The sequence below is a fragment of the Xanthomonas sp. fls2-241-TYG-148 genome (genome assembly GCF_030208815.1).
Taxonomy (GTDB): Bacteria; Pseudomonadota; Gammaproteobacteria; order Xanthomonadales; family Xanthomonadaceae; genus Xanthomonas; species Xanthomonas campestris.
The window spans coordinates 103,315-119,694 of record NZ_JARVTE010000018.1; the positions used below are offsets into that span (position 1 = coordinate 103,315).

The 16,380-nt window shown below is 66.4% G+C and carries 9 protein-coding genes and 1 riboswitch; of the genes, 5 read left to right on the top strand and 4 right to left on the bottom strand.

Annotated features, from left to right (window positions below; all coding sequences use genetic code 11):
• Window positions 1–102 precede the first annotated feature (102 nt).
• The 3 genes from QRM60_RS16950 to QRM60_RS16960 all read left to right on the top strand — a co-directional run bounded on the left by QRM60_RS16950 (window position 103) and on the right by QRM60_RS16960 (window position 8,029).
• Window positions 103–1,485 carry an MFS transporter gene (locus tag QRM60_RS16950; protein ID WP_076040948.1) on the top strand — a complete coding sequence of 461 codons (1,383 nt, stop codon included), beginning with the start codon at window positions 103–105 and terminating at the stop codon, window positions 1,483–1,485.
• 44 nt (window positions 1,486–1,529) lie between these two features.
• Entirely contained in the window at window positions 1,530–3,884 is a 2,355-nt protein-coding gene (locus QRM60_RS16955; RefSeq protein ID WP_285446738.1) for an NdvB protein, read from the top strand.
• 701 nt (window positions 3,885–4,585) lie between these two features.
• Window positions 4,586–8,029 (top strand): PAS domain-containing hybrid sensor histidine kinase/response regulator, encoded by a 3,444-nt coding sequence (locus QRM60_RS16960; RefSeq protein WP_115529495.1) that lies wholly within the window; start codon window positions 4,586–4,588, stop codon window positions 8,027–8,029.
• A gap of 840 nt (window positions 8,030–8,869) precedes the next feature.
• On the opposite strand, the gene QRM60_RS16965 is transcribed toward QRM60_RS16960, so the two are convergent.
• The 4 genes from QRM60_RS16965 to QRM60_RS16980 form a co-directional block, all read right to left on the bottom strand.
• The gene (locus tag QRM60_RS16965) at window positions 8,870–9,451 is read right to left on the bottom strand and encodes a manganese efflux pump MntP family protein (protein ID WP_225041044.1); all 582 of its coding nucleotides are present in this window, start codon (window positions 9,449–9,451) and stop codon (window positions 8,870–8,872) included.
• 4 nt (window positions 9,452–9,455) lie between these two features.
• Window positions 9,456–9,627: riboswitch (yybP-ykoY riboswitch) on the bottom strand.
• A 115-nt stretch (window positions 9,628–9,742) separates the two neighbouring features.
• A complete protein-coding gene (locus tag QRM60_RS16970) occupies window positions 9,743–11,263 on the bottom strand; it encodes a S41 family peptidase (RefSeq protein WP_285446679.1) in 1,521 nt (506 codons plus the stop codon).
• 81 nt (window positions 11,264–11,344) lie between these two features.
• Window positions 11,345–12,520, bottom strand: a complete 1,176-nt coding sequence (locus tag QRM60_RS16975; protein ID WP_285446739.1) for an AraC family transcriptional regulator — start codon at window positions 12,518–12,520, stop codon at window positions 11,345–11,347.
• A 121-nt stretch (window positions 12,521–12,641) separates the two neighbouring features.
• Window positions 12,642–13,391 (bottom strand): IclR family transcriptional regulator, encoded by a 750-nt coding sequence (locus QRM60_RS16980; protein WP_103701739.1) that lies wholly within the window; start codon window positions 13,389–13,391, stop codon window positions 12,642–12,644.
• A 179-nt stretch (window positions 13,392–13,570) separates the two neighbouring features.
• On the opposite strand from QRM60_RS16980, the gene fucP reads away from it, so the two are divergent.
• Together fucP and QRM60_RS16990 are read left to right on the top strand one after the other, a co-directional pair.
• A complete protein-coding gene (fucP, locus tag QRM60_RS16985; RefSeq protein WP_285446680.1) occupies window positions 13,571–14,869 on the top strand; it encodes an L-fucose:H+ symporter permease in 1,299 nt (432 codons plus the stop codon).
• Complete coding sequence (locus QRM60_RS16990; protein ID WP_014506093.1) at window positions 14,866–15,234, top strand: L-fucose mutarotase; 369 nt, start codon at window positions 14,866–14,868, stop codon at window positions 15,232–15,234. The genes fucP and QRM60_RS16990 overlap by 4 nt, the downstream gene beginning before the upstream one ends.
• Window positions 15,235–16,380: the final 1,146 nt, after the last annotated feature.

Genomic DNA, 16,380 nt, shown 5'->3' on the forward strand with positions numbered 1-16,380 from the left:
GCAGGCCGATGCGTGGTGTAGCGTCGGCGCTCCTTGCCAGGTGAGCGGTCCAGCAGCGTAACGGTGCGCTCCGCCGGGTTCAACGCATCCGAAGGTCTGTCGATGACGTCATCGCCTGCAACGCCTCCGCCGTTGGCGCCACTGCGCCTGCGCGAAAAACTCGGTTACGGTGCCGGCGATCTGGGCCTGAATCTTTACTGGGCCAACATTTCCGCGTTCCTGCTGATCTTCTACACCGACACCATGCACCTACCGGCCGCGGCCGTGGGCACGATGATCCTGCTTACCAAGATCGCCGATGCGATCGCCGACCCGGCGATGGGCGCGCTGGCCGACCGCACGCGCAGCCGCTGGGGCAAGTTCCGCCCGTATCTGTTGTGGGGCGCCGTTCCGATGGCGGTGACCGGCGTGCTCGCCTACACCACGCCGGCGCTGGATCAGAACGGGCGCATGTGGTGGGCCACGATCAGCTTCCTGGTGATGATGCTGGCCTACACGGTGGTGAGCATTCCGTACTCGGCGTTGTCGGGCGTGATCACTGCCGACAGCAACCAGCGCACCAGTCTGATCAGCCTGCGCTTCATCGCTGCCTTTGCCGGCACCACGCTGGTCAATTACTGCACGATGGATCTGGTGAAGTGGTTCGGCGGCGGTAACGATGCGCTGGGCTGGCAACGCACGATGATGCTGTATGGCGCAGTGGCGGTGGCGTTGTTCGTCACCGTGGCGCTGACCACGCGCGAACGTGTGCAGCCACCGCCGCAGCAGCGCTCGCCGATCCGCCAGGACATCGCCGACCTGCTGCACAACCGCCCGTGGTGCGTGCTGTTTGTGCTGTCGCTGATCATCATGATCACCATCGTGATGCGCGGCGGCGCGGGCGTGTACTACCTCAAGTATTACGTGCAGCGCCCGGAGCTCACCGGGTTGTTTCTGGGTGGCTATTCGGTGTCGCTGGCGGTGGGTGCGGCAATCACGCCGCTGCTGACGCGTCACTGGGACAAGCGAACGCTGATGACTGCGCTGATGGCCAGCGTGGGCCTGCTCAGCTGCCTGATGTTCTTCATCCCCGCCGATATGGTGTGGGCGATTTTCGCCTTGAACATGCTGATCGGCGTGGCGCTGGGGCCGAAATCCCCATTGGCGTTTTCGATGTATGCCGACAGCGCCGACTACACCGAATGGAGCACCGGGCGGCGTGCCACCGCGATGACCTTTGCCGCGGCCACGTTCTCGCAAAAGCTTGGCGGCGCACTGGCCTCGGCCGGTATCGCCTGGGTGCTGGCCGGCATGGGCTATGTCGCCAACAGCGCGCAGTCGCAAGCGTCGTTGACCGGCATCGTGCTGCTGTTGACGGTGATCCCCGGCGTGGTGGCCTTGCTGGCCGCCTGGACCATGCGTTTTTACCCGCTGGACGACGGCCTGCTACGCCGCATCCAGCTTGAACTGGCCGCGCGCAAGCGCGACGAACCGGAGCACTCCTGACAGTGTCTGCAGCCTCCCCCGCACCCGACGATCTCGCCACGTTGATGGCGCCCAGCGCCGACGGCATGCGCTATGCGCTCTACAGCCCCACTGCCATGCCCACGGCCGGCGGCTTCCTGTGGAACCGCCGCATGATGGTGCAGCTGACCTGCCGCGGTTACGCCACCGCGCAATTCATGCAGCCGGAGCCGGCCAAGTACGCGCATGCGCCGCTGCTGGAAGCGCGCAATTTCATGATGCCGGAGCAGCCGTACTACGCGCATCACCCCGGGCGCTTCTTCTACCTCAAGGACGAAGACACCGGCGCGCTGTATTCGGTGCCGCATGAGCCGGTGCGTGCGCCGGCGGAAGCGTTCGAGTTTTCCGCCGGCAAGCACGATGTGCGCTGGCGGGTGCGCCACGACGGCATCGTGGTGGAGCTGTGCGTGTCGCTGCCCACCGACGATGCGGTGGAGTTGTGGGAATGCCGCGTGCACAACCAGTCCGGACGCGCGCGGCGGCTCAGCCTGTATCCGTATTTCCCGATCGGCTACATGTCGTGGATGCACCAGAGCGGCGGCTACTCGCCGGAGCTCGGTGGCATTGTCTGCCGCAGCGTGACGCCGTATCAAAAGGTGGATGACTACTTCCGCCAGCGCGATTTCAAGGACTGCACCTTCTTGCTGCATGAGCAGCCGCCGGTGGCCTGGGACGCGCAGCAGATGGCGTTCGAAGGCGAGGGCGGGTTGCATGCACCGTCGGCGGTGCAGGCCGAGCAGTTAGGCAACCACGACGCGCATTACGAAAACCCCGCCGCCGCGCTGCAGTACCGGCTCAGCCTGGAGCCGGATGCGGCAACGGTGTATCGCTTCGCGTTCGGCCCGGCCAAGGACGATGCGGAGATTGCGGCCCTGCGTGCGCGGTACCTGTCGGCCGAAGGTTTCGCCGCTGCCGCACAGGACTACGCGCAGTATCTGCAGGCCGGGCGCGGCTGCGTGCAGATCGCCACGCCCGATGCGGCGCTGGACAACCTGGTCAATCACTGGCTGCCGCGCCAGGTGTTCTATCACGGCGACGTCAATCGCCTGACCACCGATCCGCAGACGCGCAACTATCTGCAGGACCACATGGGCATGGCCTATCTGCAGCCGGCCACCGCGCGCGCGGCGTTGCTGCATGCGTTGTCGCAACAGGAGCCCAGCGGTGCGATGCCCGACGGCATCCTGCTGGTGGAAGGCGCCGAGCTCAAATACATCAACCAGGTGCCGCATACCGACCACTGCGTGTGGCTGCCGATCTTCCTGGACGCGTATCTGGCCGAAACCGGCGATGTGGCGGTGTTGGATGCGGTGGTGCGCACGCACGACGGGCAGGCGCTCAGCGTGGCCGAGCGGCTGGACGCAGCGATGCAATGGCTACTGGATGCGCGCGACGCACGCGGGCTGAGCTTCATCGCGCAAGGCGACTGGAACGACCCGATGAACATGGTGGGCTGGCGCGGCGTGGGTGTGTCCGGCTGGCTGACCGTGGCCACGGCCTATGCGCTGCGGCTGTGGTCCGGGATCTGCGCCGCTAACGGGCGCAGCGCGCAGGCAACGCAGTTCGGCCAGGCGGTGGAGGAGGTCAACGCTGCCGCCAACCGCGAGCTGTGGGACGGCCACTGGTATGCGCGCGGCATCACCGATGATGGCGTGCGCTTCGGCATCGCCGACGATGAAGAAGGCCGTATCTATCTCAATCCACAGAGCTGGGCGCTGCTGGCAGGGACCGCCGATGCCGAACAACGCACGGCGCTGCTGGCCGCGGTGCGCGAGCAACTGCACACGCCGTACGGGCCGGTGATGCTGGCGCCGGCATACACGCACATGCGCGACGACGTGGGCCGCCTGACCCAGAAATGGCCAGGCGCCGCGGAGAACGGTGCGGTCTACAACCACGCGGTGGCGTTCTATCTCTACAGCCTGTACCAGATCGGCGACGCCGACCGCGCCTGGGAGATCCTGCGCGCCATGCTGCCGGGCCCGGACATGGCCGACGCGCTGCAACGCGGGCATCTGCCGGTGTCGCTGCCCAATTACTACCGCGGTGCCTGGCACCAGTATCCGCGCACCGCCGGGCGTTCCAGCCAGCTGTTCAACACCGGCACGGTGGCCTGGGTGTACCGCTGCGTGCTCGAGGGCCTGTTCGGGCTGGTGGGTGAAGGCGATGCACTGGCGGTGCGCCCGCAGCTGCCCTCGCACTGGCCGCAGGCGCAGGTGACCCGGCAGTTCCGCGGCGCGCAGTTCGAGGTGGCCCTGACCCGCGAGCCGGGCCGCACGCAGCTGGAAGTGCTGGTGGATGGCGTGGTCAGCCCGGACCAGCGCGTGCACGGCATCGTCGCCGGACGCACCTACCAGCTCCAGGTACGGCTGCCGGGCTAAGCGCCCGGTGACGGTGGAGCGTTTGACGGCGCAGTGTTGAGGATTGAGGTGCGCGATGGGGTTCCTGGTGACGCCCATCGCTGGTAGAGCCCATCGCGCGCGAGCGCGCTCCTACGGGAGCGGGGCAGCGGACGTTGGCCAGATCGTTCCTGTGCGGATGGGCGCCATCGGCCGCGCTGTCACGTTAAACGCCAACGGATAGGCCACGCGCGTTTCGATACGACAGCACATGCGGTTCTCGATGCCCCCCGCAGGCCGCCACCAGCCAGTCGCCACGAACACAACGCCCTGTAGGAGCGCGCTTGCGCGCGATGAAGCCGTCCCGATACGCCGAACGCATAGCGCCGTCTCACCGCGGCTGTTTAGTCCCCAACGGCACGCACGTCCGGCAAGGCGCCTCACCTAGCAGCTGTAGCTACGGCCCAGCTGCAGCTGCTTGCCCGGCCTAATTGCACCGGTAACGGCGCAGCGTGGGCGCGAGGAGCACGATGGGCGTCCCGGTAAAGCGCATCGCGCGCAAGCGCGCTCCTACGAGAGCCGCCCAGCGGACGCCTGCCAGTACCCTCCGCGCATGACCGGCATCCACCGCCATAGCCAACACCCTCCACCGCGCCCCAGCCAACCGCTCTTGCGATTCCCGATTCCCGATTCCCGACCCCACTGCGTAAACTCCCCCCTCGCATTCCCGCCTAGGAAGCCCGTTGGTCTCGAGCTGGATACTGCTGCTGGTCTCGCTGGGATATGCCGCGCTGCTGTTCGGGGTGGCGTGGTGGGGCGATCACCGCCCGCTGTACCCGGAGCGGCCGTGGCTGCGGCCGGCGGTGTACAGCCTGGCGTTGGCGGTGTACTGCTCGTCGTGGACCTTCTATGGCGCCGTGGGCTCGGCGGTGCGCAACGGCATCGGCTACCTGCCGATCTACCTGGGCCCGCTGCTGTTGCTGCTGTTTGGCTGGCGCATCATCGAACGTTTGGCGCTGATCGCGCGCGCCGAAAACACCGTCTCCATCGCCGACTTCATTTCCTCGCGTTATGGCCGCTCGCGGCGGCTGGCGGCGCTGGTGGCGGTAATCGCGCTGGTCGGCATCGTTCCCTACCTGGCCCTGCAGTACAAAGCGGTGGCGATGAGCCTGGAAGTGCTCACCGGCCACAGCAGTGCCGGGCGCGGCATCTTTGCCGATCCGGCGCTATACGTGGCGCTGCTGATGGCGTTGTTCGCCACCTTGTTCGGCACCCGCCAGGTGGATGCCACCGAGCATCACCACGGCATGATGCTGGCGATTGCGCTGGAGTCGGTGATCAAGCTGGTGGCGATCGTGGCGGTGGGCGTGTTCGCCTGGCTGTGGCTGGGTGACCACCAGCTGCACATCGCCGATTCGGCGCGCACGCTGTTCCAGCACACGCCATCGGTGGGCTTCATCTCGCAGACCTTGCTCAGCTTCCTGGCCGTGGTGTGCCTGCCGCGGCAGTTCCATGTGGCGGTGGTGGAATGCAGCGATGTCGGCGACATCCGCCGCGCGCGCTGGTTGTTTGGCGCCTACCTGGTGATCATCTCGGCGATGGTGGTGCCCATCGCCTCGGCCGGTGTGGCCTTGTTCGGCCAGGACAGCTCGGTGGTGGACGACGCGGTGGTGCTGGCGCTGCCGCTGAGCCAGGGCAACACCGTGCTGGCACTGGTGGCCTACGTGGGCGGGTTCTCCGCGGCCACCGGCATGGTGATCGTGGCCAGCATCGCGTTGGCCACCATGGTCAGCAACGACCTGGTGATGCCGGTGCTGCTGCGCCGGCGCAGCAGTGCCGACGCGCGCGCCACCGTGGCCTCGCGGGTGTTGTGGATCCGCCGGGTGGCGATCCTGTTGCTGGCGTTGATCGCCTACGGCTACCACCGCAGCGTGGCCAACGACACCACGCTGGCCGCCTACGGGTTGATGGCCTTTGCGGCGGTGGCGCAATTCGCGCCGGGCGTGATCGGCGGCCTGTACTGGCGCGGCGCCAGCCGCAAGGGCGTGGAGACCGGCATGGTGCTGGGCTTCATGACCTGGATCTACACGCTGCTGCTGCCAGCGGCCACGCGCGCCGGCTGGCTGCAGCCGGAGTGGCTGGTGGATGGCCCGTTCGGCATCGGCTGGCTTCAGCCGCAGCAACTGTTCGGCATGAGCGGCTGGGACCCGCTGGCGCATGGCACGTTCTGGTCGCTGCTGATCAACACCGGCACCATGATGGTGGTGTCGGCGCGCTGGCGTCCCGGTGTGGACGAGCGCCTGCGCGCAGCGCCGTTCCTGGACCCGTATTCGCAGCGGCCGGCGGTGGCCGGCGAATGGCCTGGCCACGTGCATGTGGCCGACCTGCAGGCGCTGGCCGAGCGCGTGGTGGGCGAGCGGCATGCGCATCGTGCGTTTCTGGATCAGGCGCAGTTGCTGGAACGCGAGCTGCAGCCCACCGCCGTGGCCGACCGCGCCTGGGTGCAGTTCACCGAGCGCCTGCTGGCCGCATCCATCGGCGCCGCGTCCGCGCGCCTGGTGCTGACCAGCCTGTTGCGGGGCTCGGGCATGGAGCTGGGCGAGGTGGTGGCGGTGCTCGACGAGGCCGGCCAGGAGCTGCGCTTCAATCGCGAAATTCTCTCCACCACGTTGGAAAACATCAGCGCCGCGGTCAGCGTGGTCGACCCGGACATGCGCCTGACCGCGTGGAATCGCCGCTACCAGCAGCTGTTCGGCTACCCCGACGGCATGCTCTATGTCGGCCGCCCGGTGGCGGACCTGATCCGCTACAACGCCGAGCGCGGCGAGCTGGGCGAGGGCGATATCGAAGATCAGATCGACCGCCGCATCCGCCACATGCGCGCCGGCTCGCCGCATGTGTTCGAGCGCACCCGCAGCGACGGCAAGGTGATCGAAATGCGTGGCCAGGCACTGCCCGGCGGCGGCTACGTCACCAGCTACAACGACATCACCGACTACAAGCGCGCCGAGCGCGCGCTGCTGGATGCCAACGAAAACCTGGAGCAACGCGTGGCCGACCGCTCGCGCGAGGCCGAGCTGGCGCAGCAGTCCAAGACGCGCTTTCTGGCGGCGATCAGCCACGACGTGTTGCAGCCGCTCAACGCCGCGCGGCTGTTTGCTTCGGCATTGCGCGAGAGCCACCAGAACAACGAAGAGCAGCGCCACCTGGCCGAGCGCGTGGATGCCTCGCTGCGTGCAGCCGAAGAGTTGCTGGACGGCCTGCTCGACGTTTCGCGGCTGGATGCCGGCGGCTTGCGCCCCACGGTCGAAGACTTCGATGCCAGTGCCCTGATGCATGAGCTGGCCGCGCAGTACGCGCCGGTGGCGGCCAGCCGCGGGCTGCGGCTGCAGGTGCACGCCCGCGCGCTGTGGGTGCGCAGCGACCGCCGCCTGCTGCGCCGGGTGATGCAGAACTTTCTGGCGAACGCGCTGCGCTACACCCGCCAGGGCCGCATCGTGCTGGGCATGCGCGGGCGCGGCGCGCAGGTGGAGCTGCAGGTGTGGGATACCGGCCCGGGCATTCCCGAGCACCACATGCGGCAGATCTTCGAGGAATTCCGCCGCTACCAGCAGCCGTTCGACTGGGGCGAGCAGGGGCTGGGGCTGGGCCTGTCGATCTGCCAGCGCATCTCGCGCCTGCTCGATCACGACCTGAGCGCGCGTAGCCAGGTCGGCCAGGGCAGCATGTTCTCGATCCTGCTGCCGCGCGTGGACGCGGTGCCGGCCGCACCGGTGCCGGTGCTGGCGGTGCGCCCGCAGGCCAGCGGCGATTCGCTGGCCGGGCTGCGCGTGCTGTGCGTGGACAACGACCGCGAGATTCTGGACGGCATGCGCGCGCTGCTCGGCCGCTGGCAGGTGGAGGTGATCACCGCCAGCACCGTGGACCAGGCGCTGGAGCGTGCCCGCGAACGCCCGGACGTGATGCTGGTGGACTACCACCTGCACGACCGCCTCGATGGCCTGGACACCCTGGACGCCTTGCAGGCCGCCGCCGTGGACCCGATCGCCGGCGCACTGCTCACCGCCGACGGCCGCGATGAACTCAAGCAACTCGCGCGCCAACGCGGCTACCGCCTGCTCACCAAACCGGTCAAACCGGCGTCATTGCGCGCGTTCTTGAGTGCGTATCACGACACCATGCGGTGACGTGCGTTAGTTGCGGCTTGATCGCGCTACTTACAAAACACGCAACACCGTAGGAGCGCGCTTGCGCGCGATGAAGCCGTACCGGGAACGCCACACATCACCGGGAATGCCCATCGCGCGCGAGCGCGCTCCTACGAGTGAGTCGTGCCCTGATCCAGGAGTCTGTGCGCAGGCAACGGTCGCTGATGTCGCCGTGCGCATTCTTGAGCGCCCATCGCGACAAGATGCGTTGATGCACGGCGGCATCTTTGATGCACCACGCTGCTTACACGCAACACCGTAGGAGCGCGCTCGCGCGCGAAGAAGCGTTACCGAGAACACGGCATCACCGGGAACGCCCCATCGCGCGCAAGCGCGCTCCTACCAGTGCCCAGGCCGATACCGGTGTCTGCGCGCAGGCATTTTTCCACTGATCTCGACGCGCGCATCCCTGAGTGCCTATTGCGCATGATCCGCTGATACGCGGGGTTTATGGATGCACCATCCTGCTTACAGCAGACGCGAATTCCGTAGGAGCGCGCTCGCGCGCGATGAAGCGTTACCGAGAACACGGCATCACCGGGAATGCCCCATCGCGCGCAAGCGCGCTCCTACCAGTGCCCGGGCCGATATAGAAGTCTGCGCGCAGGTAGCTGTCGGCTGATCTCGACGTGTGCACGTCTTAAGTGCGTATCACGACATGATGCGTTGATACGCGGCGGCCTGACGCGATCGCGCTGCTTGCAGAACACCCAACTCGGTAGGAGCGCGCTTGCGCGCGATGAAGCTTTACTGAGAACGCGGCATTACCGATAACGCTCCATCGCGCGCAAGCGCGCTCCTACACGGCAACCACGCTGCTTACGCCGCGCCGCTGAGGTGTTCGTACAGGATGGTGCTGCCGATGAGGATCAGGATCACGCCGCCCAGGATCTCCGCGCGCTTGCCGATCAGCGCGCCCAGTGCACGGCCGAGCATCACGCCGGCGGTGACCATGCTCAACGTGCACAGCCCGACCACGGCCGCCACCACGCCGATGTGCACATCCAGAAACGCCAGGCTCACGCCCACCGCCATCGCATCGATGCTGGTGGCAAAGCCGGTGGCGGCCAGTGCCAGCAAGCCATAGCGCTTGGGCGTATCGCGCAGTGCCTCATCCACTTCGGACTCGTTGCGCAGCCCGGCCAAGATCATGTGCGCACCCAGCGCGCCGAGCAGGCCGAAGGCGATCCAGTGATCGAAGGCGGCGAGGTAATCGGAGGCCGCGCGTCCGAGCATCCAGCCGATCACCGGGGTGATCGCTTCGATGCAGCCGAACACCAGCCCGGCACGCACGGCATCGCGCCAGCGCGGCCGCCGCATCGCCGCGCCCTTGCCGATGGCCGCGGCAAACGCGTCGGTGGACATCGCAAAACCAAGTAACACGATAGAGAGCGGAGACATCGACAACCTCGGGTTGGGCACGATCACAACGGCATGCGCCCGCGCCCAACCATCGTTGTGCACGCATGCCGCTGGTCTCGCCAAACCAAGAGTGGTTGCCCGCACCACGGCGCAACGGCCGAGTATGTTGATGCGGGCGCTTCCATCGACTGGAAGCAGGCTACTCCCCAAGGGGGCGCGCAGTGTACCAATGTGCGCCACGGATCAGCGCGTTTTGCCTGCACGCGAAGGTCGGTCTGATCTTTATAGCCGAAGCTATGTAGCCGCACTGCGGAAGGCGACTCACCCGGCTCACGCACCGGGCGGCAACGTGGTGACCGCCGCCATTTCCGCATCAATACCGTGCTGCAGATCCGCAGCGCTTGGCCGCACGGCGATGTCGGGCAGCACGCCGCGATCCGGTTGTGCGGTCACGGGGAACTGGCCTACCAGCGGCAGGTCCACTTCGATGTGCGAGTTGGGCAGCTGCACGAAGAAGAACGCGCTGCCATTGATGCCACGCAGATTGCCACCGGTGGGTTGCCCGACCAGCGTGGCCAGCCCATTGGCTTGCACGCGTTGGGCGAATTCGAACGTGGCCGAGCTGTTCTCGGCGCCGATCAGCACGAACACCTTGCCGGCAAAATACGGCGCGCGCGGCGCGCTCTGCGTTGACGTCTCGATAGATGCACCGTCGCTGGCCGCGTCATGCAGTGTGTAGAAGCGTGCATCGTCAGCGTCTTCAACCGCGCGCGCGCCCCAATCGCGAAAGGAAGCGTCCCAGGTGGTGACGAATGGCGCCAGCGACGCGGGCAGGCGGCGGTAGCGCACCCGCTTGCGCATCGGCGGCACACCGAGCGCACGCGCGGACAGGTACCCCTGCAGCACGCTGCCCACATCAAGCCCGCCTTCGTTACCACGCAGGTCGATCACCAGCGCGGGGACCTTGCGCGCGGCCAGGGTGGAAAAACTCTGCGCCAGAAATCCGCGCCAGTCCCACTGGCTGTCGTACAAGGCCCAATCGGGCATGCGCAGGATCGCCAGCTGTGCGTTTGGCATCTCCAGGCGCCATGCCGGCGCGGTGCTGTCGCGCGGTTGGATCGGCGCCATCGCCTGCCGTTGCGCTGCCGTCAGGCTGTGCACCCGCAGCGTGCGCACTGCGCCACCCCCAGGCCCGCGCACACGCAGCAGCGGTTCGGCGCTGATCTGCGGAAACAGCAGCGGCAGGTAGGCATCGAACGCCTCGATGCGCGCGAAGCCCTGCACTTCCATCTGCGCGATGCGCTTGGCATCGTTGCTGCCGTCCGCGCGTGCCACGCCCATCAGGGCCGACAGGATCTGCGCGGCGTGCACGCCGTCGATCGCCAGCACCTCGGTGCCGGGGACCAGCGACCGCTGGTTCGAGCCGTTGCGGCTGATGACCATGCGCCCGTCCAGCCAGCGGAAGTAGAACGGCAGATGGCGGTCGTGGTCGAACAACGCGTGCTGGATCGCCTCGGGTTGATTGAGGAAGTTGGGGAAGCTGTGGCCGCAGCGCACGCTGGCGGTCAGGCGGGAGATCGCCAGATAGGCCTGGGCGAGTGTGGCGCCCTGGCCGAGTTCGGCGCGCAGCGCTGCAAAGCGTTGCGCCACCGCCTGCTCGCTGGAATACCGATACAGCCCAGGATGCAGCGCACCGTACGCCTGCTCCAGCACCGCGATGTCGGCAAGCAGGGCGGGGCCGGGCAGGACGCTATCACTGCGCACCGGTGGCGCAGGGGCTGCAATGGTGGCGCCAGCCGGCTGCCAGCTCAGCAGTGCCACGACCAACAACAGGCGAAGGCGACGGGACATGGCGACTCCTTGATAGGGAGCCCCCAGCCTGCTGATCGCTGCTGCACCAGACGACTCAACGGCCCAATTGCGCGTTGATTTTCAGGCGATGGGACGTTGCGAACGGCGGTAGTCGCTGGGCGTGCACTGCACGCTGGCGCGGAACAGGCGGTTGAAGCTGGCCTTGGAGCCGAAGCCGACCGCCAGTGCGATGGTGAGGATGTCCTGGTCGCCGGCAAGCAGACGCTGCGCCTCGGCAATCCGCAGCCCGTTGATAAACCCGCTGAAGGTCTGCTCCAGCCCCTCGTTGAGGCCGCGCGAGAGGTAGTTGCTGTTGGTGCCCATGCGCCGCGCCAGTTCCGGCAGGCTCAGGTCCGGCTCGCGCCACCAGCCATGTGCATCGACCTCGGCCGCAATGCGCGCGCCAAACGCGTGCCAGTCTTTTTCCTGGGCTGCGCTGACCGCTGCCAGCCCCGCCGGGGCGCTGGCGTGCTCCGGCAGCGGAACGGCGGCTGGCGCGGACGCTGCACGCGCCGGCGCATCGGCCGGCGCACCGCCGCTCAGCAGAAGATCGCGGCGCGGATACCGGGCCCGCGCATGGCGCCAGCCTTCCAGGCCCAGGTAATAAACCACTGCCACGGTGGTCAGGTAGCGTGGAAATTCGTCGAAGTACGACAGCCGTTGCCACCAGCGGTCGCTGACCGTGAAGCCGAGCCGCAACAGCAGCAGCGCGCTGGCCGCCAGCAGGAAGCCACGCAGCCACGGCAGGCGTAGTTCCTCGCGCGCGCCGCTGTGATGTTCCAGCCAGCGCTGATAGCTCAGATACTCGCGCCAGGCCATCAGCAGATACACGCCGAGCGAGAGCAGCACCAGCGCGTCCTGCAGCGGCGCGATCCAGGGCCGCTGCACGGCGGCGTCCCAGGCCCATTTGCGCTGCAGCGGCCAGGTGAACAGCCAGGCGTAGTAGCCGCCCTGCAGCAGTGCCGGCAGCAAGTGCAGCGCCCACCGGCGTGGCAGATGCGCGCGCGCCAACTGGCGCACATAGAGCCAGACCAGCGGGCCAATCGCCAGCTCCCAAAACAAGGGGGCGTAGGTCAGGTCGGGATAGGCGTCGTAGGCACCGGCGTAGCCGAGCGTATAGGGCGTGATCAGCGCCACCACCACCAGCAGCAGTGCGGCCAGACAGCGGTTGGCAATGCGGTTGCGCGGCGCCCATAGCAGCAGGCCCGCGCCGATCACGCCGTGCGCGCTGCCAAGCAGCAGGCTGGTGCTCCACATCCCGAAACTGATGCTGGACATGTCACCCCGCTGTGCCGATCGCGCCGAGTATAGGCCCGCCTCCGCGGCGCGGTGCATCAGGCGTATGCAGCCATCTCCGCAGCCGCGCAACAACGGTGTGTCAGTGCAGCCCGGCCGAGATCTCGGCGGTTGCCGCACGCAGTGCGCTCAATGCGGCCTGCGGGCCGACCAGCTCCGGGCGGCGTTCGATGAAGGGCACGGTGAGCGTGTAGGTGGCACTGCCGCGCTGCAGGATCGGTGCGGTGAGGTCCACCACGCCCACCACCGCCTCGCTGGCGTGCATCGCGTAGCCTGCCTGGCGGGTCTGCTCGGCATCGCGCAGGAACTGCGCGCGGTCGTAGGGCACGTCGCTGGCGTCCAGCTGCTCCAGCCAGCGGGTCTGCACTTCCGGCTGCTGAAAGGCGAACAGCACCAGGCCCGAGGTGGAATGGGCGAGCGGGCGGCGATGCCCGGGCCGCACCACCAGGCCCAGGTCACTGGGCACGTCCATCTGCGCGATCACCACGATCTGGTCGCCGGACGGCGCCACCAAATGACAGGGCTGGAAGATCGCATCGGCCAGCCGGCGCATCACCGGCAACGCGGCGTCGGTAATGGTCTGCACCTGCGGCTGCTGCATGCCGAGCATGAACAACCGGTTGGTCAGCACGTAGTCGCCTTCGCCATCGCGGGTGAGGTAGCCGCGCTCTTCCAGCACCTGCAGCATGCGGAAGATCTCCCCGCGCGAGCGGCCGATGCCCTGCGAGATCGCGCCCATGCTCATGGGCTGCGCCTGGCGCGCCAGCAGCTCCAGGATGTCCAGGCCCTTGTCCAGGGCGGGGGCACGGTACTTGGCGGGTTCGATGCTCATCCGTTTGCAACTCCAGGCACGATGCAGCGCGTCAGGGTACAGGCATCGGCTGGAGGCCCGCCAACGCCGTTCGGTGCAAATATAAACAAAGTTTTTATATTTGCATGCCACTGCGGCGCGCAGTACGCTCGCCTGCACAATCTGCGCAAGCGCCACAGCCTTGGGAGGGGAGAGGTCGCATGCATTACAGCGATACCGCCGCGTCACCGCGCGGCAACCTGGCGCGTACCGCCGTGGTGCCCCTGTTGTTGATCGTCAGCCTGTTTTTTCTATGGGGCATGGCGAACAACCTCAACGACATCCTGATCAAGCAGTTCAAGAAGGCCTTCGAGCTGTCCGACCTGCAGGCAGGGCTGGTGCAGAGCGCCTTCTACCTAGGCTATTTCGTGTTCGCGATGCCGGCGGCGATGTTCATGCGCCGCTACAGCTACAAGGCCGCGGTAGTGCTGGGCCTGCTGCTGTATGCCTGCGGCGCGTTCCTGTTCTATCCGGCCGCGCAGGTGCACACCTACTGGCTGTTTCTGCTGGCGTTGTTCGTGATCGCCAGCGGCCTGGCGTTTCTGGAAACCACCGCCAATCCGTTGGTCACCGTACTGGGCCCGGCCGATGGCGCGGCGCGTCGGCTCAATCTTGCGCAGGCCTTCAATCCGCTGGGCTCGATCACCGGCGTGCTGGTGGGCCAGCATTTCATTTTCTCCGGCGTGGAGCACACCCCAGCCGAGCTGGCGGCAATGGCGCCGGCCGCGCGCGAGGCCTTCTTCGCCACCGAATCCTCAGCCGTGCAGATGCCCTATCTGATCATCGGCGTGGTGGTGGTGCTGTGGGCGATCCTGATCGCGCTGGTGCGCTTCCCGACCGGCGATGCCGGCGTGGGCGCGGCGGCCCCCAAGCGTGCCAAGTTCGGCGAATTGCTGCGTAACCGGCTGTTCGTGTTTTCGGTGGTGGCGCAGTTCTTCTACGTGGGCGCGCAGGTCGGCATCTGGAGTTATTTGATCCGCTACCTGCAGGATGCGGTGCCGGGCACGCCGGAAAAAAGCGCAGCCACCTATCTGACCATCTCGCTGGTGCTGTTCATGGCCGGGCGCTTTATCGGCACCGCGCTGCTGCGCTATCTGGCGGCGGCCAAGTTGCTGGCCAGCTTTGCCACGATCAATCTGCTGCTGTGTGCAGTCGCGATCGCGTTGCCCGGCTGGACTGGCCTGTATGCGCTGGTTGCGGCCAGCGTGTTCATGTCGGTGATGTTCCCGACCATCTTCGCGCTGGGCCTGGATGGCATGCACGATGACGCACGCAAGCTGGGGTCTTCGTTGCTGGTGATGGCCATCATTGGTGGCGCCTTGCTCACTGCGCTCATGGGTGCGGTGTCGGACATGGCCGGCATCCATTGGGCGATGGTGGTGCCCGGTGTGTGCTTCGGCGTGATCCTGCTGTTCGCGTTGCGTGCCCGTCGCGTAGCGCCTGTCGTGGCGGGGGCATGAGCATGCAGCGGCTGTGCTATGTGCTGGATCTGCACGACGATGCGGCGTTGATTGCGCAGTACGAGCGTTGGCATCGGCCGAGCGAGGTGTGGCCGGAGGTGGTGGCGTCGTTGCAGCAGGCCGGGATTGCGGAGCTGGAGATCTTTCGCAGCGGTGACCGGTTGGTGATGTTGATGACGGTCGGTGAGGACTACGATCCGGCGGCCAAGGCGGCGCGTGATGCGGGGGATCCGCGCATCCAGGCATGGGAGGCGCTGATGTGGCGGTTTCAGAAGGCCTTGCCTGGGAGTGCGCCTGGGGAGAAGTGGCGGGAGGCTGGGCGGATTTTTGCGTTGAGTGAGGCGGTGAGTGTGCAGCAGGGTTGAGTACTGTTGCTTAAGCTTTTTGCAGATTTTTGGTCTGGAGTTTGGGCCTTTTAGTCCAACGTACGTTTGCGTAGGCCTCGGCATTTGGCGCTTGCTCTGATAATAATTTCGCCCTGAACGGTGTGGATAATTTCCGCTTTCTCCGGATTTCCTGCGATGAGTTGCGTTCCGCAAGTTCAGGAGCTTTCACGCCCTGTCGGGCGCGAGTCACTTTTCTTTGCTTGTGCAAAGAAAAGTAACCAAAAGAAAGCACACCCCGTCCTCGCGCCCGACGCGCTGCGCGCGACGGGTGCGCAAGGCCGGCAGAAATTTTTGTAAGGGACATCCATGTCCCTTACAAAAACGTCGCGCATCCATGCGCGCCGCCCTGCGGGTTGTATCTGCCGGCCTTGCCGCTGCGGTATGGGGCCCTGGAAGCGAATGACAGAGCAAGAGCAAGAGCAAGAGCAAGAGCAAGAGCAAGAGCAACAGCCAAAGCCAGTGAGAGCGAGAGTCAGCGCAACATTCGGAGCCACGGTCGAAGAAAAAAGTCGGTGCAGCAAGCATTGCAGCAGTGCCAAAGCAACAATAGCCAAGCAATACCGGCGGCTCAGGTATTAGGCGAGGGCAGTAGGTTCTCGCCGGTTGCTGGTACGCGGTCGCGTCGCTCGCCGGAAGCGTGGATGGGTAAGCGATACCGGGTGCCAGAAGGTCTGTACATCAACGTCAGTTTCCCGACCCGGTTTGCCAAGGCGCTGAAGAAAAGCGCGAAGAAGGCGGTCACGTTGCGCGGTGACGCTTACGCGATGTGCCTGGCCTGGCCTGTCTTGGACTTGTTGCCGTGTTGTCGTGTTGTCGTGTTGCCTTGTTGCTTCGGTGCTGACGTTGCGTACCGAAAATGCGTTTCTTGCTGTGGCGGTCGCAGTACCAGCCACGCCTCTTGGGCAGCCGATCGGCGTGGAGCTGTTGTGGAATGCAGCGCGTTGTCGCCGCTCGTCGCTCGTTGGAGGTGAGTGACTCCACACCTGCACACTGTGTAGGCATGGCGCAGCGCCCCGCATCGCCTAGCTGTGTTTGTCAGTGCACCGCTCGGTCACGCCCTGGTCCACTGCAAACCAACGAGAAACGGCTTCAGTCGCAATCAGGCTCAGCGAAAACTGCCCGTCG

Bases quoted from the DNA above. Each gene is read 5' to 3' on its own strand.
- QRM60_RS16950 (WP_076040948.1), top strand. From the start codon at position 103: ATGACGTCATCGCCTGCAACGCCTCCGCCGTTGGCGCCACTGCGCCTG.
- QRM60_RS16955 (WP_285446738.1), top strand. From the start codon at position 1,530: ATGGCGCCCAGCGCCGACGGCATGCGCTATGCGCTCTACAGCCCCACT.
- QRM60_RS16965 (WP_225041044.1), bottom strand. From the start codon at position 9,451: ATGTCTCCGCTCTCTATCGTGTTACTTGGTTTTGCGATGTCCACCGAC.
- QRM60_RS16970 (WP_285446679.1), bottom strand. From the start codon at position 11,263: ATGTCCCGTCGCCTTCGCCTGTTGTTGGTCGTGGCACTGCTGAGCTGG.
- QRM60_RS16975 (WP_285446739.1), bottom strand. From the start codon at position 12,520: ATGTGGAGCACCAGCCTGCTGCTTGGCAGCGCGCACGGCGTGATCGGC.
- QRM60_RS16980 (WP_103701739.1), bottom strand. From the start codon at position 13,391: ATGAGCATCGAACCCGCCAAGTACCGTGCCCCCGCCCTGGACAAGGGC.
- fucP (WP_285446680.1), top strand. From the start codon at position 13,571: ATGCATTACAGCGATACCGCCGCGTCACCGCGCGGCAACCTGGCGCGT.
- QRM60_RS16990 (WP_014506093.1), top strand. From the start codon at position 14,866: ATGAGCATGCAGCGGCTGTGCTATGTGCTGGATCTGCACGACGATGCG.